Source organism: Ramlibacter cellulosilyticus (assembly GCF_014297465.1).
GTDB classification, from domain to species: domain Bacteria; phylum Pseudomonadota; class Gammaproteobacteria; order Burkholderiales; family Burkholderiaceae_C; genus Ramlibacter; species Ramlibacter cellulosilyticus.
Genome location: NZ_JACORT010000004.1, coordinates 173,824 through 191,081, shown reverse-complemented (window position 1 = coordinate 191,081; position 17,258 = coordinate 173,824). Strand labels below are relative to the sequence as shown.

Below are 17,258 nucleotides of genomic sequence, written 5' to 3'. Positions count from 1 at the left end.
GCCTTGGATACCGACGTCCTCTGGACGGCGCTCGCGCTGATGCTGGTGCTGGAAGGGCTGTTCCCCTTCCTGTCGCCGGGCGGCTGGCGCCGGACCTTCATGAAGCTGATCGAACTGCGGGACGGCCAGCTGCGGTTCTTCGGGCTGAGGAGCATCGCGATCGGGTTGGTGACGCTCTGGGTGCTGTCGCTCGGGTGAGCGCCGGGGTGCGCTGACGCGCAATCCAGCCTACGTACCGTTGCCGGTGCGTGGCGTTCGCGGCGTTCGTAGGCTGGGTTGCGCGAAGCGCACCCCAGCGAAGCTCGGCCGTTCCCCGCCGCCCGGTAGAATCACGTTTTTAACAGCCCCCGCATTCCCATGTCCGCCTGGGTCCTGCCGGATCACATCGCCGATGTGTTGCCTTCCGAGGCCCGGCACATCGAAGAACTGCGCCGCGAACTGCTGGACACCGCCCGTGGCTACGGCTACGAGCTGGTGATGCCGCCCATGCTGGAGCACCTGGAGTCGCTGCTCACCGGCACGGGCGAGGCGCTGGACCTGCAGACGTTCAAGCTGGTCGACCAGCTCTCCGGCCGCATGCTGGGCCTGCGCGCCGACACGACGCCGCAGGTCGCCCGCATCGACGCCCACCTCCTGAACCGCCAGGGCATCACCCGCCTGTGCTACTGCGGCCCCGTGCTGCACACGCGCCCCGACCGCCCGCACGCCACGCGCGAGCCGCTGCAGTTCGGTGCAGAGATCTACGGCCACGCGGGCCTCGAGGCCGACGTCGAAGCCCTGCAGCTCGCCCTCGACTGCCTGAAGGCGACGAAGGTCGAGGCGCTCACGGTGGACATGGCCGATGCCCGCATCGTCCGTTCGCTGCTGTCCGGACTCGGCGTCGATGCGGCGCGCCTGGAGCGCCTGCACGCCGCCCTGGCGACCAAGGACGCCACGGAGCTCGCCTCGCTCGCGAAGGACTTTCCCGCGGCCACGCAGCAGGCGCTGCAGGCCCTGATCACGCTCTATGGCGACGCGAAGGTGCTCGCCGAGGCCGCGAAGGTGCTGCCCCGCACGCCCGTGATCCAGCAGGCGCTGGAGCAGCTGCAGTGGCTGTCGGGCCGCGTGCAGGGCGCCCGCGTCACCTTCGACCTGGCCGACCTGCGCGGCTACGCGTACTACAGCGGCGTGCGCTTCGGCATCTACACGCCGGGCGCGAGCGACGCGCTGGTGCGCGGCGGCCGCTACGACGAGGTGGGCGCCGTGTTCGGCCGCAACCGGCCGGCCGTGGGCTTCAGCCTGGACGTGCGCGAGCTGGTGGGCGTGGCCGCGCAGCGGCCGCTGAAGGCGGCGATCCGCGCGCCCTGGCTCGATGCCGGGCCGGACGCCGCCGAACTGCGCACGGCGATCGCCGGCCTGCGCCGCGAGGGCGAGACCGTGGTCTGCGTGCTGCCGGGCCACGAAAGCGAAGTGGACGAGTTCCACTGCGACCGCGAGCTGGCGCGCGATGCCGCCGGCCGCTGGGCGGTGCGCGCCCTCTGAACCCCGAATCATTTTTCCCGAGAGCAAGTCATGACGAAGACGAAGGGCCGCAACGTGGTCGTGGTCGGCACCCAGTGGGGTGACGAAGGCAAGGGCAAGCTGGTCGACTGGCTGACCGAGATGGCACAGGGCGTGGTGCGCTTCCAGGGCGGCCACAACGCCGGCCACACGCTCGTGATCAACGGCGTGAAGACCGCGCTGCACCTGATCCCCAGCGGCATCATGCGCCCCGGCGTGAAGTGCTACATCGGCAACGGCGTGGTGCTCTCGGCGGCCAAGCTGCTGGAGGAGATCGAAGGCCTGGAGAAGGCCGGCGTGGAAGTGCGTTCGCGCCTGCGCATCTCCGAGGCCTGCCCGCTGATCCTGCCCTTCCACGCCGCGCTGGACATCGCGCGCGAGGCGAAGCGGGAGCAGGGCGGCACCGAGAAGATCGGCACCACCGGCCGCGGCATCGGCCCGGCCTACGAGGACAAGATCGCCCGCCGCGCGCTGCGCGTGCAGGACCTGAAGCACCCCGAGCGCTTCGCCGCGAAGCTGAAGGAACTGCTGGAGCTGCACAACTTCGTGCTGACGCAGTTCCTGGGGGCCCAGCCGCTGGACTACCAGCAGGTGCTGGACGAGGCGCTGCGCCACGGCGAGACCCTGCGTCCCATGATGGCCGACGTCTCGCGCGAGCTGAACGAGGCGCACATCCACGGCGACAACCTGCTGTTCGAAGGCGCGCAGGGCACGCTGCTGGACGTGGACCACGGCACGTATCCGTACGTCACCTCCAGCAACTGCGTGGCCGGCAATGCGGCGGCAGGGGCCGGCGTGGGCCCGGGCATGCTGCACTACATCCTGGGCATCACCAAGGCCTACTGCACGCGCGTGGGCGGCGGCCCGTTCCCGACCGAACTCGATTGGGAGAAGCCGGGCACGGTGGGCTACCACCTGTCCACGGTCGGCGCGGAGAAGGGCGTGACCACCGGCCGCTCGCGCCGCTGCGGCTGGTTCGACGCCGCCCTGCTGAAGCGCAGCGCGCAGGTGAACGGCCTCACGGGTCTCTGCATCACCAAGCTCGACGTGCTCGACGGCCTGAAGGAGCTGCAGCTGTGCACCGGCTACGAGCTGGATGGCGAGCACATCGACATCCTGCCCTTGGGCGCGGACGAGATCGCGCGCTGCAAGCCCGTCTACGAGACGATGGAAGGCTGGACCGAATCCACGGTGGGCGTGACCCAGTACGACAAGCTGCCGGTGAACGCGCGCCTGTACCTGCAGCGCATCGAGCACGTGACCGGCGTTCCCGTCGATATCATCTCGACCAGCCCCGATCGCGACCACACGATCATGATGCGGCACCCCTACCTGGCCTGAAGAATGGCCCACCCCCGAAGCGCCTGCGGCGCCTCCCCCTCAAGGGGGCGCCCCCAGCGGCCCGGCAAAGCCGGTTCCGCGGCGGCACTGGATGGTTTGGCGCAGCGTCCTGCTGCGGGCATCGTGAATAACTGAGAGGAAAGAGTGATGTTGACGGAAGACGGCAAGCACCTGTACGTGAGCTACGACGAGTACCACAACCTCTGCGAAAAGCTCGCGATCAAGATCCACCAGAGCGGCTGGGAGTTCGACACCATCCTGTGCCTGGCGCGCGGGGGCATGCGCCCCGGCGACATCCTGTCGCGGATCTTCGACAAGCCGCTGGCCATCATGTCGACGAGCTCCTACCGCGCCGAGGCCGGCACGGTGCAGGGCCACCTGGACATCGCGCACTACATCACCACGCCCAAGGGCGAGATCGCGGGCAAGGTGCTGCTGGTCGACGACCTCGCGGACTCCGGGCTGACGCTGCACAAGGTGGTGGAGATGCTGCGCAGCAAGTACAGCAAGGTCACGGAACTGCGCACCGCCGTCCTGTGGACCAAGGGCCTGAGCAAGTTCACCGCGGACTACTCCGTGGAGTTCCTGCCCACGAACCCGTGGATCCACCAGCCCTTCGAGACCTACGACTCGATGCGGCCGGAGAAGCTCATCGAAAAGTGGAAGGTGTGACGACGGGGTAGCATGCTCGCATGAGCAAGCCGGTCACCGACCTCATCCACCATCCTTACCAGCCGCCCGCCGGCTTCGCCGCGCCGCAGCCGGGCGTCTTCAAGGCTTCCACCGTCCTCTTCGCCAACGTCGCGGCCATGCGCGCGCGCGACTGGAAGCACAAGAACGGCTACACGTACGGCCTGCACGGCACGCCGACCACCTTCACGCTGGAGGAGCGCATCGCGGCGCTGGAAGGCGGCGCGGAATGCGTGCTGGTCCCGAGCGGACTGGCCGCCATCGCGAACGTGGGCATGGCGCTGCTGAAGTCCGGCGACGAGGTGCTGCTGCCGGACAACGTGTACGGGCCCAGCCGGGCGCTCGCCGAAGGCGAGTTCAAGGCGTGGGGCATCACGCACCAGCTCTACGACCCGATGAAGCCCGCCGACCTCGAAGCGCGCATCGGGCCGAAGACGAAGCTGGTCTGGCTGGAGGCGCCGGGCTCCGTGACGATGGAGTTCCCGCCGCTTGCGCACCTGGCGCACATCTGCCGCCAGCGGGGGGTACTCTCCGCCCTGGACAACACCTGGGGCGCCGGCCTCGCGTTCAACGGCTTCGACCTGGGGCGCGGCGACCGCTTCACGCCGGGCAGCGGCGCCGACATCGTCGTCCAGGCGCTGACCAAGTATCCCAGCGGCGGGGGCGACGTCCTCATGGGCAGCATCGTCACGCGCGACGAGAAGCTGCACCAGCAGCTGAAGCTCACGCACATGCGCATGGGCTTCGGCGTGGGCGGCAACGACGCGGAGGCGGTGCTGCGCTCGCTGCCCAGCATCGCCGTGCGCTATCGCGCGCACGACGCCGCCGCGCGCCAGCTGGCCCGCTGGCTTGCCGGCCGCGAGGAGGTCGCGCAGGTGCTGCATCCGGCGCTGGAAGGCTCCCCCGGCCACGAACACTGGCGCGCGCTCTGCGGCGAGGACGGCCTCGCGGCAGGCCTGTTCTCGGTGGTGTTCCACGAGCGCTACCCGGTGCGGCAGGTGGACGCCTTCTGCGACGCGCTCAAGCTGTTCAAGCTCGGTTACTCCTGGGGCGGGCCGCTCAGCCTGGTGGTGCCTTACGACATCCCCTCCATGCGCAGCGCGCAGCTGGCGACCTGGCCCCACAAGGGGGTGCTGGTGCGCTTCTCGGTCGGCCTGGAGGATCCGGACGACCTGCAAGGGGACCTGGCGCAGGCGCTGGCCGCGCTGCGTGCTGCCCCCTGACCTAGTGGACCTGCGGCCCGCGCCGCGCTACCCTGTGCGGCGAAGGAGGGTTGCCATGGACCACCCGATCTCCGAAACCGAAGCCGCGGGCGCGCGCGTCGCCCCGCCCATCCCCCGCGTCCGCTCCATCCCCTTTGTCGCTCCGTTGCGCTGGCTCGCCGGCGGTGCCCGCGACCTCGTGGCCTATCCGGGCATCGCGGCGTTCTACGGCGCCTGCTTCTGGGCGATGGCCGCCATCCTGGGCGTGGTGTTCCGCTACCGGCCGGAATGGACCATGACGCTGGTCTCGGGTTGCCTGCTGATGGGCCCCTTCCTGGCCATGGGGCTGTACGAGGTGAGCCGGCAACGCGAGCAGGGCGCCGAGCCGGACCTCTCGGCTTCGCTCACCTGCTGGCAGCGCCACCTGGGCAGCATGAGCCTGCTGGTGCTCGTGCTGGTGCTGCTGGAGATGCTGTGGGGCCGCGCCTCGCTGGTGGCCTTCGCGCTGTTCTTCGACAACGGGCTGCCCACGACGCTCACGGTGTTCGACGCCGTCTTCAATCCGCGCAACTGGCAGTTCGTCGCGACCTACCTCGGCATCGGCGCGGTGTTCGCGGCGGCCGTGTTCTGCTTCATGGCGGTGACGATCCCCATCATCCTGGACCGCGACACGGACGCGGTGACGGCCTCGCTGACGAGCCTGTTCGTCGTGCTCAACAACCTGGGCGCGATGCTGTTCTGGGGCGCGCTGGTGGTGGCGCTGACGCTGCTGGCGTTGTGGCCCTGGGGGATCGGGATCGTGGTGGTGGGGCCGTGGCTGGGGTATGCGACGTGGCACGCGTACAAGGACTCCGTGGGGTGGGATGTGCCGTGAGCGGTGGGGTTCGCTGCGCTCACCTTCCGCGGCTGGCGCCGCGCCACCCTGCAGGAGACCCGTCTGGCTGTCTGTAGGGTGGCGGTGAGCGAAGCGAACCCCACCGAAGGGCGTCACGACAGGACCAGCTCGCGCGCCAGGGCGGCCATCGCCTCCGGCGTCCGGTCCCTGGGCGCAATCGGCCGCGCCTCCCCGAACTGCCGGAAATTCCGCTCCGTCGAACTCGCGTACCCCGGGTCGTAGTGCTTCACGAGCAGCTCGCGCACGACCGGCTCGATCTCTCCGGCGCGGACCTGCGCCTGCCAGCGCTCCACCTGCTCGCGGCCGCGCAGCTGCACGAGCGCGTCGAGGCGGCGGCAGAACAGGTCCGTGTCGTGGCTGAAGAAGGCGTAGTCCTCCAGCAGCAGCTGCACGCGCTCGTCGTCGGGCAGGTCCAGGCGCAGGCAGGGGCTGGCGCGCATCGCGGCGATCAGCGCCTCGGGCACCGCCACGTTGCCGACCTTCCTGCTCTCGCTTTCCACGTACACCGGCCGCCCCGGGTCGAGGGAGCGCAGCTTCTCCCACACCAGCGTGTCGAAGCGCTTCTGCGAAGGCTGCGGCTGCCCCGGGATGAGCCCCAGCACCGAGCTGCGGTGGCTGGCGAGGCCTTCCAGGTCCAGCACCTGCGCGCCGGCCGCATCCAGCGCCTGCAGCAGGCGCGTCTTGCCCGAGCCCGTGGGGCCGCAGACCACGCGGTAGGCTAGCCGCTGCGCCAGGGCGGGCAACTGCTCCAGCACCGCGCCGCGGAAGGCCTTGTAGCCGCCTTCCACCAGCGCCACGCGGAACCCGATCTGCCCCAGCACCAGCGCCAGCGAGTTGCTGCGCTGGCCGCCGCGCCAGCAGTAGACGAGCGGATGCCAGTCCTTGGGCTTGTCCATCACGTCGCGCGCGATGTGGCGCGCGATGTTGGCCGCGACCAGCGCGGCGCCGCGCTTGCGCGCCTCGAACGGGCTGACCTGCTTGTACAGGGTGCCGACCTCGTGCCGCTCCGCGTCGTTGAGCGAAGGCCAGTTCACCGCGCCCGGAAGGCGGTCCTCGGCGTATTCGGATTCGCTGCGGGCATCCAGCACCGCGTCGTAAGCCGCGAGACCTTCGATGGCGGCTGAAGCGGGAACGACCAACACGCTCATTTCAGCAGCTTCCGCAGTTCCGGCCAGACGTTCTCCAGCATCTTCGGATGCGCCTCCGCCCGCGGATGGATGCCGTCCGCCTGGAACAGCGCGCGCGCATCGGGCACGTCGGCCACGCCCGCCAGCAGGAAGGGCACGAGCCCGGCCTTGTACTGCTTCGCCACCTTCACGTACGCCTCCGAGAAGCGCCGCGTGTAGTCGGTGCCGTAGTTGGGCGGCACCTGCATGCCCACCAGCAGCACCTTCGCGCCCGCCTTCTGCGCGGCCTGCGCCATCTGCGCCAGGTTGTCCTCGGTGCCGGAGATCGGCAGCCCGCGCAGGGCATCGTTGCCCCCCAGCTCGAGGACCACGAGCGTGGGCTTGTGCTGCGCGAGCAGGGCGGGCAGGCGCGCGCGGCCGCCGGACGTGGTGTCACCGCTGATGCTCGCGTTGACCACCTTCGCGGGGATCTTTTCCTTCGCGAGGCGGTCTTCCAGCAGGGCGACCCAGCCGCTGCCGCGCTTCAGGCCATACTCGGCGCTGAGCGAATCGCCCACGACCAGGATCACCGCCGGCGACGCCGCGGTTGCGCCGGCCGCGAAACAAGCAGAAACAAGCGCCGCGATAAAGTCGCGCCGCTGCCAAGAACACGAACGCATGCCTGAACCCATCATCTCCGTCGAACACGTGCACAAGTCGGTCACCGACTCGACCGGTACCCTCGAGATTCTCCGCGATATCCATTTCTCGCTGGCGCCAAGGGAAACCGCCGCCATCGTGGGCGCTTCCGGCTCGGGCAAGAGCACGCTGCTGTCCATCATCGCGGGGCTGGACACGCCCACGCAGGGCACGGTGCGGCTGGCGGGACAGGACCTCTTCGCCCACGACGAGGACGCCCGCGCGGAGCTGCGGGCGCGGCAGGTGGGCTTCGTCTTCCAGAGCTTCCAGCTGATGGGGAACCTCACCGCGCTGGAAAACGTGATGCTGCCGCTCGAACTGGCGGGACGGTCCGACGCGCGCAAGGCTGCCGGCGAGATGCTGGCGCGGGTGGGGCTGTCGGAGCGGCTCGGCCACTATCCCCGCGTGCTCTCCGGCGGCGAGCAGCAGCGGGTGGCGCTCGCGCGCGCCTTCGTGGTGCAGCCGGCCGTGCTGCTGGCCGACGAGCCCACGGGCAGCCTGGACTTCGCGACCGGGGAGACGGTCATGAACCTCATGTTCGACCTGAACCGGGAGCAGGGCACGACGCTCGTGCTCGTGACGCACGACCGCGGCATCGCGCAGCGCTGCCAGCGGCGCATCACCATCGAGGCCGGCCGCATCGCGCGGCAGGAGGACGCGGTCGCCACTCGATAATCGCGCGATGGCCACTCCCAAAGTCCTCTACGGTTTCCACGCGGTCGGCGTGCGGCTGCGCACGGCCCCGAAGACCATCCTCGAACTCTACGTGGACGCCACGCGCAAGGACGCGCGGATGCGGCAGTTCCTGCAGAAGGCCCAGGACGCGGGCCTGCGCCCCATCGAGGCCGACGGCCTGCGCCTGTCGCGACTGGCGGGCAGCGCCGGCCACCAGGGCGTGGTGGCGCGCGTGGAACCCCTGCCGGTGACCACCTCCCTCGACGACCTGCTCGACGGCCTGGAGGGCCCGCCGCTGCTGCTGGTGCTGGACGGGGTGACGGATCCCCACAACCTCGGCGCCTGCCTGCGCGTCGCCGACGGCGCCGGTGCGCATGCCGTGATCGCGCCGAAGGACCACGCCGTGGGCATCAACGCCACGGTGGCCAAGGTCGCCAGCGGCGCGGCCGAGACGGTGCCGTACTTCATGGTCACCAACCTCGCGCGCACGCTCACGGAACTCAAGGAACGCAACATCTGGTGCCTGGGGCTGAGCGACGAGGCCACGCAGACCCTGTACCAGTCGGACCTCAAGGGCCCCACCGCGCTCGTTCTGGGCGCGGAAGGGGCGGGCCTGCGCCAGCTGACGCGCAAGACCTGCGACGCGCTCGTCTCCATCCCCATGCTCGGGGCCGTGGAGAGCCTGAACGTGTCGGTGGCCAGCGGCATCTGCCTGTACGAGGCGGTGCGGCAGCGCACGGGCGCCTGACGGCGGGGCCTCCATGGGCGAGCGCGACGTAGCCGCCGTGAAGACCTGGGTGCGCGACGCGCGTCGCATCGTGCTGCTCACGGGCGCGGGCATGAGCGCGGAATCGGGCGTGCCCACCTTCCGCGACGCGCAGTCCGGCCTGTGGACGAACTTCCGTCCCGAGGAACTCGCCACCGAGGACGCCTTCCGTGCCCGCCCGCGGTTCGTGTGGGACTGGTACGCCGCGCGGCGGGTGGGCATGGCCACGGTGCAGCCGAACGCCGGCCATCGCGCCGTCGCCGCGTTCCAGCAGCGGCACCCGGGCCGCCTCACCGTGGTCACGCAGAACGTGGACGGATTGCACCAGCGCGCCGGCTCGGCGGGCGTGCTCGCCCTGCACGGCAACATTGCGGAAGACAAGTGGCTGGATCGGCCGCGCGCCTGTTGCACCGCGGAGAACGTGCAGGATGGGCATCCCCCACGGTGCGCGGCGTGCGGCAACCTGCGGCGGCCCGCGGTGGTCTGGTTCGGCGAACTGCTGCCGGCCGCGGCGCTCGTCGAGGCGGAAGAGGCCGCGAGCGGCAGCGACCTGGTGCTGGTGGTCGGCACCTCGGGCCGCGTCTACCCCGCCGCCGGCCTGGCACGCGCGACGCGGGGCCGGGTGGTGGTCGTGAATCCCGAACCGACCGCGCTGGACGACGTGGCGGACGTCGTGCTCGCAGGCACGTCCGCCATGCTGCTGCCGCGACTGCTGGAGGACTAGACATGCGACGGACCCTTGCCACCCTTCTTGCCGCGGTGCTCGCCGCCGGCTGCACCCAGGAGCAGCAGAACCAGCTGGGGCGCGGCATCCAGAACTGGACGGGCACCGACGGCGTGCTGGAGATCTACGCGGGCGACAAGCTGGTGCGCCGCTTCATCCGGGTCGACAAGCTCAGTACCGCCCTGGGCACCAGCGACGGCGAGCCGCGGGCCTATCGCTACGGCTACGGCATCCTGGACGAGAACCTGAACTTCGTGCCCGACCCGGGCGAGAAGAAGGTCTACTTCGAGACCGGCGTCCTGGGCAACTACGTGTTCTTCGAGAACCCCCGGTAAGGCCCTCCTTGTGCGGCGGCGCAAAGCGTCGCAGGATGCCCGGCGCGGCTTCCGGCCGCGCATCCACCAAGGAGACGGGACATGGAGAAACGGACGACGGCGGCCCTGGCTTCGGCCGCCCTGGTGCTGGCCCTGGCAGGCTGCGGCACGATGAGCACGATGATGGGATGGACGCCCCTCGTCGACGGCACCCGGGGCCTGGAGAACTTCCGCCGCGTCGGCGATGCCAACTGGGTCGCCGCCGACGGCGCCATCCAGGCGAGCAGCGGCGGCAAGGACCCGGGCTACCTGGTCACCAGCAACAGCTACCGCGACTTCCAGCTCCGCGCCGAATTCTGGGCCAGCGACGACGCGAACAGCGGCATCTTCCTGCGCTGCCAGAACCCCGCCGTCATCACCGACGAGAACTGCTACGAGGCGAACATCTTCGACCAGCGCCCGGACCCGACCTACGGCACCGGCGCGATCGTGAAGGTGGCGAAGGCGCCGGACCCGATGCCCAAGGCCGGCGGCAAGTGGAACACCTACGAGATCACCGCGCGCGGCGACCACCTGGTGCTGGTGTTCAACGGCGTGAAGACCGTGGACGTGCGCGACGCGAAGCTGGCGCAGGGCCCGATCGCCTTGCAGTGGGGCCGCGGCACGATCAAGTGGCGCAAGGTGGAGATCAAGCCGCTGTGAGCGGCGCGGGCGCGGGCTGCTAGATCCAGCCGAACCAGCCCAGCACCGCGCCGGCGCCGAGCAGCCACAGCAGGTGCACGCGCGTGCGCCAGACGAAGAGCGCCGCGACGGCCGTCACGAGCCACGAGCGCCAGTGCGCGAGGGCATAGCCCTGGCCCGTGGCGAGGATCCAGCCCGTGGACAGCAGCAGCGCGATCACGAGCGGGGCCATGCCCTGCTTGAAGGCACGCACGCCGCGCAGGTCGCGGTTGCGGTGGCTCCATTGCGCGGTCAGGTACACCAGCACCGAGCTGGGAAGCATGATCCCGCCCAGGCAGAGGAGCATGCCGAGGAGCGCGGTCCACAGCCCGCCCGCGTTGAGGCCCACGTTCCAGCCCATGAGGGCGGTGAAGAGCACGTTGGGCCCCGGCGCCGCCTGGGCGATGGCGATGGAGGCGCTGAACTGCGGGTCGGTGAGCCAGGCCTTTTCCTGCACCAGGAAGCGGTGCATGTCGGGGGCGGTGGTGATGGCGCCGCCCACGCACAGCAGCGAGAGGGAAGCGTAGTGCAGGAAGAGCGACAGCCAGTCGGCCGCGTGCAGCGAGATCGGGTTCACGGCGCGAGCTTCCTCCACGCGGCGATGCAGCCGACGGCGCCGAGCACGCCCAGCACCCAGGCCAGGGGCAGCTTGAGCAGGGCGATCGCGACGAAGGAGGCGATGCCCAGCGCGGTGCACAGGGGCAGGCCCATCACGTTCCTCTGCAGGGCCGGGAGCAGCTTGAGCCCGGTCGCGGTGATCAGGCCGGCGGCCACCGCGCCCATGCCGCGCAGCGCGCCGGACACATGCGGGTTGTCGGCGAAGTTCGCGTAGACGAGCGCCAGGGCCAGGACCACCAGCAGCGGCGCGGTGAGCAGGCCCGCCAGCGCGGCGAGGGCGCCGCGCCATCCGAACCAGCGCGAGCCCAGGGTGATCGCGAGGTTCACGACGTTGGGCCCCGGCATGATCTGCGCCACGGCCCATTCCTCGACGAATTCCTCCTTCGTCATCCAGCGCTTGTTCTCGACCAGCTCGCGCTGCACGACGGCGAGCACGCCGCCGAAGCCCTGCAGGGCCAGCAGCGTGAAGGAGACGAAGAGGTCGGTGAGGTTCTCGGGCCGCGCGGCCGCGGGCGCCGCCAGCGCTTCGGAGGGGGACGACATGCCCCGATTATCCGGGGGCCGCCTGTCGTTTCGCCGACGGGGGCCAGGTGGCGAGCGCGAGGCCGGCGGCGATCAGCACCAGCGCGCCGAGCATCTGCGCCGGCAGCGGCTCGCCCAGGAGCGACCAGCCGAGGAGCGCGGCGGTCACCGGGTTGAGCGCGAGGAACACGGTGACGCGCGTGGGGGACTCGTGCTTCAGGGCGTACAGCCACCAGAAGTAGCCGATGCCGCTGGACAGGCCCACGAAGGCCACCGCGCCCCAGGCCGGCGGCGACACCCCTCGCAGGCGGGCAGGCCAGTCCTCGCCCGATGCGATGGCGGCCAGGAACAACACCGAGGCCAGCATCGCGAAGGCGGACACCGGCACCGTGGGGTAGCGCTGCAGGTAAGGCCGGTACAGCACGCTGCACAGCGCGCCGACGCAGGCCGACGCGAGCACGGCCAGCTCGCCCCACCAGCTGCCGCCGTGCGCGCCGTGCAGCTTGGGCAGCAGCGACACCGCCACGCCGGCAATGGACAGCAGCACGCCGGCGAGCAGCCGCAGCGAGAACTGCTCGCGCCCGAGCGCCGCGGCGAGCAGCAGCGTGAGCAGCGGGAACAGGCTGAAGAGGAGGGCGGCCGGCGCCGCCGGCACCGTCCGCAGGCCCGCATTGAGCAGGGCGATCAGGATGCCGAACTGTCCCGTGCCCAGCGCCGCCATCGCGAGCAGGTCGCGTGCAGGGGGCAGGGTGCGCATCGCGCGCAGCGCGGGCACGGCGAACGGCAGCAGGCAGCAGAAGCCGATCGCATAGCGCAGCATCGCCAGCGTGAGCGGCGGCACCTCGGCGACCGCGAAGCGCGAGGCGACGATGGCGGCGCCCACCTGCACGCCGGTTGCCGCGGCGGCGAGCAGCGCGAGGTTCAGAGCACGAGCTCCCAGGTTTCGCTCACCAGCTTCTGCCCGAAGGCCTCGTTCGGCTCGCTCGCCTTCAGCACGAAGCCGCGCGAGGCGTAGATCGCCCGCGCCGCGGTGAGGTTGTCCTGCGTCCAGAGCACCAGCTTGCGGTAGCCCGCTGCACGCGCGAAGGCGATGCAGGCGTCGGTGAGCCGCCCGCCCAGGCCGAGGCCCCGCGCCTCGGGCCGCAGGATCAGCAGGCGCAGCTTGGCGACTTGCGCCGACTGGCGCACGAGGAACACGCTGCCGGCACGCTCGCCGTCGACTTCGGCGATCCAGCCTTTCTCGCGTTGCGGATCGAAATCGCGGATGAACTTCGCGGCGATCTCCGCCACCAGCGCCTCGAAGGTCCAGTCGAAGCCGTACTCGCGCGCGTACAGCTCGCCGTGCTGCTGCACCACCCAACCCATGTCGCCGGGCACGGGGTCGCGCAGCACGATGCGGCGCTCGCGCGCGGCGGCGGGCTCGAGCATGCGATGCACCTTCTCCAGCGCCGCGATCAGCTGCGGGCGGGCGTCGCGCGGCACCGTGGCAAGGAGCGCGGCGGTCTCGTCGCGCGACTTCTGCTGCAAGGGCGCGAAGACCGCGTAGCCGGGCTCGGTGAGGCGCAGCAGGTGCTGGCGCCCGTCGTGCGGGGCGGTCTCGCGGGCGATCCAGCCCCGGTCCTCGAAGCGGCGCAGGATGCGGCTCAGGTAGCCCGCATCGAGCTCCAGCTCCCGCACGAGGTCGCGCGCAGCGAGCGGCGGCCGGTGCGCCAGCTCGTACAGCACGCGCACTTCGGTGAGCGTGAAGTCCGTGTCCAGGTAGCGCTTGAGCACGCCGATGCGCTGCGTGTAGAAGCGGTTGAACGCGCGGACTGCCTTGACGTGGGACTTGGCGACGGAGGGCATGCGGCAGTGTGGCCCTCATCGTTGCCGGAGTCAACGATTCGGCGCGTGACCGCGGCGGGGCCCGTAGGCTGGGTTGCCCGCAGGGCACCCCAGCGTTTCGCCACGCGCGGGATCGCTGGGGTGCGCTTCGCGCAACCCAGCCTACAAGGGCGGCGCGCGCCCGGCCTCAGTACTTCGGCTCGAACCTGCGGATCGCGTCCTTCACCTGCGGCGCCACGACGAAACCCGGGCCGAACTTCGAGGCCAGCACTTCCGCGCGGTGCAGGAAGGTGTCGATACCCGTGCCGTAGATGAACTGCATGGCGCCGCCGGTCCAGCCCGGAAAGCCGATGCCGAAGATCGAGCCGATGTTGGCGTCGTGCACGCTCGTGAGCACGCCTTCGGCGAGGCAGCGCGCGGTTTCCACGGCCTGGCGGTACAGCAGGCGGTCCTTCAGTTCCTGCAGGTCCCAGGGCGCGTCCGGGTTCTCGAACAGCGTCTGGAGCTGCGGCCAGAGGAACTTCTTCCCGCCCTGCGGGTATTCGTAGAAGCCGCCGCCGGCCGCACGGCCGTTGCGGTCGAACTCCTTGACCATGCGTTCCACGAGCAGCTCGCCGGGCGTGGCGATGTAGGTCTGGCCTTCGGCGCGGAAGTCGGCGCGCGTCTGGTCCAGCACGTGCACCGACAGCGACAGCGCCGTCTCGTCCAGCACCGCGAGCGGGCCCACGGGCATGCCGGCCTGCAGCCCCGCCTGTTCCACGACGGGCGCGGGAATCCCTTCGCCGACCATCGCGGCGCCTTCCATCACGAAGGTGCCGAACACGCGGCTGGTGAAGAAGCCGCGCGCATCGTTCACCACGATCGGGATCTTGCCGAGCGCCTGCACGTAGTCGAAGGCGCGCGCCACCGTCTCGTCGTCCGTCGCCTTGCCGCGGATGATCTCCACCAGCTTCATCTTGTCGACGGGGCTGAAGAAATGGATGCCAACGAACTTCTCCGGTCGCGTGCTCGCCTTCGCGAGCCCGGTGATCGGCAGGGTGGAGGTGTTGCTCGCGAAGAAGCCGCCCGGCGCGAGCAGCGGCTCGGCTTCCTTCGTGACCTTCGCCTTCAGGTCGCGGTTCTCGAACACCGCTTCGATGATGAGGTCGCAACCCGCCAGGTCCTTCGCGGATTCGGTGGGCGTGATGCGCGCGAGCAGCGCCTGCTGCTCCACCGGGTCCATGCGCCCCTTCTCCACGCGCGGCTGCGTGATCTTCGCCGAGTACGCCTTGCCCGCTTCGGCCTTGTCCTGCGAGACGTCCTTGAGCACCGTGGCGATGCCGCGGCTCGCCTGCGCGTAGGCAATGCCGCCGCCCATCATGCCGGCGCCCAGGATGCCCACCTTCTGCGGCTTGAAGCGGCCTTCCCACTTCGGACGCGACTGCCCCGCCTTGATCGCGTTCATGTTGAAGAAGAAGGTGTTGATCATGTTCTTCGCCACGGGCGACACGATCAGGCGGGCGAGGTAGCGCGTCTCGATGCGCAGCGCGGTGTCGAAGTCCACCAGCGCGCCTTCGACCATCGCGGCGAGCGCGGCCTCGGGCGCGGGGTAGAGGCCGCGCGTCTTCTGCTTCAGCGCCGCCGGGGCGACGGACAGCATGCCGGCGATCTTCGGGTTGGACGGCGTGCCGCCCGGCATGCGGTAGTCCTTCGCGTCCCACGGCTGCTGCGCCTGCGGATGCGCGGCGATCCAGGCCAGGGCGGCAGGACGCAGCGCCTCGGCATCCGGCACGAGTTCGTGCACGAGGCCGAGTTCCAGCGCCTCGCGCGGCGCGAACAGCTTGCTTTCGAGGATGTAGGGCTGCGCGCCCATGAGGCCCAGGAGGCGGACCATCTTGGTGATGCCGGAGGCGCCGGGGATCAGCCCCAGCGTGATCTCCGGCAGGCCGAACTGGATCTTCGGGTTGTCGACGGCGATGCGGTGGTGCGCCGCGAGCGCGACCTCCCAGCCGCCGCCGAGGGCGGCGCCATTCAGGCAGGCCACCACGGGCTTGCCCAGGGTCTCCAGGGTGCGGAAGTTCTTCTTGACCTGCTCGATCTCGCGGAAGACCTGCGGTGCATCGCCCGCCTGCAGGCGCATGGTGCCCTTCAGGTCGGCGCCGGCAAAGAAGGTCGTCTTCGCGGACGCGAGCACGATGCCGCGGATGGTGTCCTTGTCCTTCACCACCTGCCGCACGGCCTCGGTGAGGTCCTCCTGCCACTGCAGGCACATGGTGTTGACCGGCGAGCCGGGCTCGTCGAAGGTAATCGTCGCGATGCCGTCGGCCAGTTCGTAGCGCAGGGTCTTCATGGCGTCAGATCCGCTCCACGATCGTGGCGATGCCCATGCCGCCGCCCACGCACAGCGTGGCCAGGCCGTAGCGGAGCTTGCGCCGGTGCAGCTCGTCGACCAGCGTGTTCAGGATCATGGCGCCGGTCGCGCCGAGCGGGTGGCCCATGGCGATCGCGCCGCCGTTGACGTTCACCTTCTCGTGCGGCACGCCCATCTCCTTCATGAACTTCATGGGCACGGCCGCGAAGGCCTCGTTCACTTCGAACAGGTCGATCTGGTCCACGGTGAGGCCGGCCTTGGCCAGTGCCTTGCGCGCGGCGGGCATGGGACCGGTCAACATGATGGTGGGGTCGGCGCCGGATAGCGCCGCCGCGACGATGCGCGCCCGCGGCTTCAGCCCGTGCGTCTTGCCCGCCGCCTCGCTGCCGATCAGGACGGCGGCCGCGCCGTCGACGATGCCCGAGGAGTTGCCCGCATGGTGCACGTGGTGGATGCGCTCGACCTGCGGGTAGCGGCTCATGGCGACCTGGTCGAAGCCCATCGCGCCGAGCTGCTCGAACGCGGGCTTGAGCGACCCCAGGCCTCCCAGCGTCGTGTGCGGCTTGATGAACTCGTCCTGGTCCAGGATCACCTGGTCGAGGAAGTCCTTCACGGGCACGACGCTGCCCGCGAAGAAGCCGCCTTCGCGTGCGCGGGCCGCGCGCTTCTGCGATTCGAGCGCGAACGCGTCCACGTCCTCGCGCGAGAAGCCTTCGAGCGTCGCGATGAGGTCCGCGCCTATGCCTTGCGGAACGAACGCCGTCGCGGAATTGGTTTCCGGGTCCTGTGCCCACGCGCCGCCGTCGGAGCCGATCGGCACGCGGCTCATGCTCTCCACGCCGCCGGCGACCACGAGGTCTTCCCAGCCCGAGCGCACCTTCTGCGCCGCCATGTTCACCGCCTCCAGGCCGGAGGCGCAGAAGCGGTTGAGCTGCACGCCGCTGCAGCGCCAGTCCCAGCCCGCCTTGAGCGCCGCGACTTTCGCGATGACGGAGCCCTGTTCGCCGATGGGCGACACCACGCCCATCACCACGTCGTCGACCTGGCCCGTGTCGAAGTCGTTGCGGCGCTGCAGCTCGGCGAGCACGCCGGCCAGCAGGTTCACGGGCTTCACCTCGTGGAGGCTGCCGTCCTTCTTGCCCTTGCCGCGGGGCGTGCGGATCGCGTCGTAGACGTAGGCGTCGGTCATGTCGTCTCCTGGGGTGATGCGCCGCAGTATAGGCACGCGCACCGAGCAATTGCCCAGCAGGAATCCGGGCGTCGCGTGCCACGG

At 70.4% G+C, this 17,258-nt stretch carries 19 protein-coding genes; 11 read left to right on the top strand and 8 right to left on the bottom strand.

Annotation, left to right across the window (positions count from 1 at the left end):
- Positions 1-3: 3 nt before the first annotated feature.
- The 6 genes from H8N03_RS11825 (at position 4) to H8N03_RS11800 (ending at position 5,646) form a co-directional block, all read left to right on the top strand.
- Positions 4-198 (top strand): DUF2065 domain-containing protein, encoded by a 195-nt coding sequence (locus tag H8N03_RS11825; protein ID WP_187076383.1) that lies wholly within the window; start codon positions 4-6, stop codon positions 196-198.
- A 159-nt stretch (positions 199-357) separates the two neighbouring features.
- On the top strand, positions 358-1,521 hold the full coding sequence (locus H8N03_RS11820) for an ATP phosphoribosyltransferase regulatory subunit (RefSeq protein WP_187076382.1): 1,164 nt from the start codon (positions 358-360) through the stop codon (positions 1,519-1,521).
- A gap of 30 nt (positions 1,522-1,551) precedes the next feature.
- On the top strand, positions 1,552-2,880 hold the full coding sequence (locus tag H8N03_RS11815; RefSeq protein WP_187076381.1) for an adenylosuccinate synthase: 1,329 nt from the start codon (positions 1,552-1,554) through the stop codon (positions 2,878-2,880).
- A 147-nt stretch (positions 2,881-3,027) separates the two neighbouring features.
- The gene (locus H8N03_RS11810) at positions 3,028-3,552 is read left to right on the top strand and encodes a phosphoribosyltransferase (RefSeq protein WP_187076380.1); all 525 of its coding nucleotides are present in this window, start codon (positions 3,028-3,030) and stop codon (positions 3,550-3,552) included.
- Positions 3,553-3,572: 20 nt separating this feature from the next.
- Positions 3,573-4,793, top strand: a complete 1,221-nt coding sequence (locus H8N03_RS11805) for a PLP-dependent transferase (RefSeq protein ID WP_187076379.1) — start codon at positions 3,573-3,575, stop codon at positions 4,791-4,793.
- A gap of 55 nt (positions 4,794-4,848) precedes the next feature.
- The gene (locus tag H8N03_RS11800; RefSeq protein WP_187076378.1) at positions 4,849-5,646 is read left to right on the top strand and encodes a DUF2189 domain-containing protein; all 798 of its coding nucleotides are present in this window, start codon (positions 4,849-4,851) and stop codon (positions 5,644-5,646) included.
- Between the two features lie 113 nt (positions 5,647-5,759).
- Here H8N03_RS11800 and mnmH read toward each other — a convergent pair whose 3' ends face one another.
- Both mnmH and H8N03_RS11790 read right to left on the bottom strand, forming a co-directional pair.
- Positions 5,760-6,815, bottom strand: a complete 1,056-nt coding sequence (gene mnmH, locus H8N03_RS11795; RefSeq protein WP_187076377.1) for a tRNA 2-selenouridine(34) synthase MnmH — start codon at positions 6,813-6,815, stop codon at positions 5,760-5,762.
- Positions 6,812-7,453 carry an arylesterase gene (locus H8N03_RS11790; RefSeq protein WP_187076376.1) on the bottom strand — a complete coding sequence of 214 codons (642 nt, stop codon included), beginning with the start codon at positions 7,451-7,453 and terminating at the stop codon, positions 6,812-6,814. The genes mnmH and H8N03_RS11790 overlap by 4 nt, the downstream gene beginning before the upstream one ends.
- Here H8N03_RS11790 and H8N03_RS11785 point away from each other — a divergent pair.
- From H8N03_RS11785 to H8N03_RS11765, 5 genes are all read left to right on the top strand, one after another.
- Positions 7,452-8,147 carry an ABC transporter ATP-binding protein gene (locus tag H8N03_RS11785; protein WP_187076375.1) on the top strand — a complete coding sequence of 232 codons (696 nt, stop codon included), beginning with the start codon at positions 7,452-7,454 and terminating at the stop codon, positions 8,145-8,147. The genes H8N03_RS11790 and H8N03_RS11785 overlap by 2 nt on opposite strands.
- A gap of 7 nt (positions 8,148-8,154) precedes the next feature.
- The gene (gene rlmB / locus H8N03_RS11780) at positions 8,155-8,895 is read left to right on the top strand and encodes a 23S rRNA (guanosine(2251)-2'-O)-methyltransferase RlmB (RefSeq protein WP_187076374.1); all 741 of its coding nucleotides are present in this window, start codon (positions 8,155-8,157) and stop codon (positions 8,893-8,895) included.
- A gap of 13 nt (positions 8,896-8,908) precedes the next feature.
- Positions 8,909-9,637, top strand: a complete 729-nt coding sequence (locus H8N03_RS11775) for an SIR2 family NAD-dependent protein deacylase (protein WP_187076373.1) — start codon at positions 8,909-8,911, stop codon at positions 9,635-9,637.
- A 2-nt stretch (positions 9,638-9,639) separates the two neighbouring features.
- Complete coding sequence (locus H8N03_RS11770; protein ID WP_187076372.1) at positions 9,640-9,972, top strand: hypothetical protein; 333 nt, start codon at positions 9,640-9,642, stop codon at positions 9,970-9,972.
- A gap of 81 nt (positions 9,973-10,053) precedes the next feature.
- A complete protein-coding gene (locus H8N03_RS11765) occupies positions 10,054-10,653 on the top strand; it encodes a 3-keto-disaccharide hydrolase (protein ID WP_187076371.1) in 600 nt (199 codons plus the stop codon).
- A gap of 19 nt (positions 10,654-10,672) precedes the next feature.
- On the opposite strand, the gene H8N03_RS11760 is transcribed toward H8N03_RS11765, so the two are convergent.
- The 6 genes from H8N03_RS11760 to H8N03_RS11735 all read right to left on the bottom strand — a co-directional run bounded on the left by H8N03_RS11760 (position 10,673) and on the right by H8N03_RS11735 (position 17,174).
- On the bottom strand, positions 10,673-11,248 hold the full coding sequence (locus H8N03_RS11760; protein WP_187076370.1) for a chromate transporter: 576 nt from the start codon (positions 11,246-11,248) through the stop codon (positions 10,673-10,675).
- On the bottom strand, positions 11,245-11,832 hold the full coding sequence (locus H8N03_RS11755; RefSeq protein ID WP_187076369.1) for a chromate transporter: 588 nt from the start codon (positions 11,830-11,832) through the stop codon (positions 11,245-11,247). The genes H8N03_RS11760 and H8N03_RS11755 overlap by 4 nt, the downstream gene beginning before the upstream one ends.
- A 7-nt stretch (positions 11,833-11,839) precedes the next feature.
- Positions 11,840-12,724: a DMT family transporter gene (locus tag H8N03_RS11750; RefSeq protein ID WP_255428191.1), complete on the bottom strand. Its 885-nt coding sequence runs from the start codon at positions 12,722-12,724 to the stop codon at positions 11,840-11,842.
- 8 nt (positions 12,725-12,732) lie between these two features.
- Positions 12,733-13,656 (bottom strand): bifunctional helix-turn-helix transcriptional regulator/GNAT family N-acetyltransferase, encoded by a 924-nt coding sequence (locus H8N03_RS11745; protein ID WP_187076368.1) that lies wholly within the window; start codon positions 13,654-13,656, stop codon positions 12,733-12,735.
- A gap of 166 nt (positions 13,657-13,822) precedes the next feature.
- Positions 13,823-15,964 (bottom strand): 3-hydroxyacyl-CoA dehydrogenase NAD-binding domain-containing protein, encoded by a 2,142-nt coding sequence (locus H8N03_RS11740; protein ID WP_187076367.1) that lies wholly within the window; start codon positions 15,962-15,964, stop codon positions 13,823-13,825.
- A 4-nt stretch (positions 15,965-15,968) separates the two neighbouring features.
- Positions 15,969-17,174 carry an acetyl-CoA C-acetyltransferase gene (locus H8N03_RS11735; protein ID WP_187076366.1) on the bottom strand — a complete coding sequence of 402 codons (1,206 nt, stop codon included), beginning with the start codon at positions 17,172-17,174 and terminating at the stop codon, positions 15,969-15,971.
- Between the last annotated feature and the right edge of the window lie 84 nt (positions 17,175-17,258).

Excerpts from the sequence above, each read along its gene's own strand:
- H8N03_RS11805 (WP_187076379.1), top strand. The coding sequence starts at position 3,573 with ATGAGCAAGCCGGTCACCGACCTCATCCACCATCCTTACCAGCCGCCC.
- H8N03_RS11785 (WP_187076375.1), top strand. The coding sequence starts at position 7,452 with ATGCCTGAACCCATCATCTCCGTCGAACACGTGCACAAGTCGGTCACC.
- H8N03_RS11810 (WP_187076380.1), top strand. The coding sequence starts at position 3,028 with ATGTTGACGGAAGACGGCAAGCACCTGTACGTGAGCTACGACGAGTAC.
- H8N03_RS11765 (WP_187076371.1), top strand. The coding sequence starts at position 10,054 with ATGGAGAAACGGACGACGGCGGCCCTGGCTTCGGCCGCCCTGGTGCTG.
- H8N03_RS11770 (WP_187076372.1), top strand. The coding sequence starts at position 9,640 with ATGCGACGGACCCTTGCCACCCTTCTTGCCGCGGTGCTCGCCGCCGGC.
- H8N03_RS11735 (WP_187076366.1), bottom strand. The coding sequence starts at position 17,174 with ATGACCGACGCCTACGTCTACGACGCGATCCGCACGCCCCGCGGCAAG.
- H8N03_RS11745 (WP_187076368.1), bottom strand. The coding sequence starts at position 13,656 with ATGCCCTCCGTCGCCAAGTCCCACGTCAAGGCAGTCCGCGCGTTCAAC.
- H8N03_RS11820 (WP_187076382.1), top strand. The coding sequence starts at position 358 with ATGTCCGCCTGGGTCCTGCCGGATCACATCGCCGATGTGTTGCCTTCC.
- H8N03_RS11775 (WP_187076373.1), top strand. The coding sequence starts at position 8,909 with ATGGGCGAGCGCGACGTAGCCGCCGTGAAGACCTGGGTGCGCGACGCG.
- H8N03_RS11790 (WP_187076376.1), bottom strand. The coding sequence starts at position 7,453 with ATGCGTTCGTGTTCTTGGCAGCGGCGCGACTTTATCGCGGCGCTTGTT.
- mnmH (WP_187076377.1), bottom strand. The coding sequence starts at position 6,815 with ATGAGCGTGTTGGTCGTTCCCGCTTCAGCCGCCATCGAAGGTCTCGCG.
- H8N03_RS11755 (WP_187076369.1), bottom strand. The coding sequence starts at position 11,832 with ATGTCGTCCCCCTCCGAAGCGCTGGCGGCGCCCGCGGCCGCGCGGCCC.
- H8N03_RS11800 (WP_187076378.1), top strand. The coding sequence starts at position 4,849 with ATGGACCACCCGATCTCCGAAACCGAAGCCGCGGGCGCGCGCGTCGCC.
- H8N03_RS11740 (WP_187076367.1), bottom strand. The coding sequence starts at position 15,964 with ATGAAGACCCTGCGCTACGAACTGGCCGACGGCATCGCGACGATTACC.
- H8N03_RS11815 (WP_187076381.1), top strand. The coding sequence starts at position 1,552 with ATGACGAAGACGAAGGGCCGCAACGTGGTCGTGGTCGGCACCCAGTGG.
- rlmB (WP_187076374.1), top strand. The coding sequence starts at position 8,155 with ATGGCCACTCCCAAAGTCCTCTACGGTTTCCACGCGGTCGGCGTGCGG.